Origin of the sequence: Litorimonas cladophorae (assembly GCF_014652455.1) — a bacterium.
GTDB lineage: Bacteria > Pseudomonadota > Alphaproteobacteria > Caulobacterales > Maricaulaceae > Litorimonas > Litorimonas cladophorae.
Genome location: NZ_BMYV01000008.1, coordinates 1 through 809, shown reverse-complemented (window position 1 = coordinate 809; position 809 = coordinate 1). Strand labels below are relative to the sequence as shown.

General features: G+C 54.8%; 1 protein-coding gene. It reads right to left on the bottom strand.

The features are described 5' to 3' along the window. Nucleotides 1-809, bottom strand: an 809-nt coding sequence (locus tag IE073_RS14085; RefSeq protein WP_189587186.1) for a putative Ig domain-containing protein, incomplete at both ends; no start/stop codon positions are given.

Sequence of the window (809 nt, the reverse complement as noted above, 5' to 3'; positions counted from 1 at the left end):
GGGGGCGTCCCCGTGATCACGCCTGTGGCTGGATTAATCGACATCCAGCTCGGCAGATCGGTCGCCGTATAAGCCAGGGTCTCACCATCTACATCAGAGAAGACAGTTGAAGCATCAAAGGGCAAGAGAGCCGCGCTATCGGTGCCAGACTGACCTGTGAGTGTCCCCGTCACAACCGGAACATCATTGGCGCCTTGGATGGTCGCCGTCACAATCGCCGTATCAAAGCCACCCTCACCGTCAGAGATCTGATAGCTCACGGTCGAGGTTGCGCTCTCGCCAACATCCAGACCTTCATACTCACCATTCGGATCAAAGCTAATGTCACCATTGGCGTCGATCGTAAATAAGCCGCCGCTTGAGCCCGCAATAGCCGCACCCACATTCGCGACGTCGCCATTGACCTCAGAGACACTCAGCACGTCCCCATCAGGATCACTATCAGACGCTGTGATCACGTTTGATGTAAGAGCCGTATTCTCATCTCCGCTCAGCGCGTCATCAGCAGCTGTTGGTGCCGGGTTCGTAACACTCAGAGCAAAGCTATCGGTGATGGCATCGCCATCTGCATCTGTTGCGCTCACAACAATCGGATAAACCCCGCCATTGGTTTGAGACGCCGAGTTATCAATCGTGCCAGAGATCACGCCCGTGGACGGATCAATGCTCAGACCTGTTGGCAGACCTGTCGCAGTGTAACTCAGCACATCCCCATCAGGATCAGAGATAGAAGACGCAATCGACACCGTCTCATTATCAACAGCAGACTGGTCACCAATCGCAGCATCAACAACAGGGATCGGGTTGGT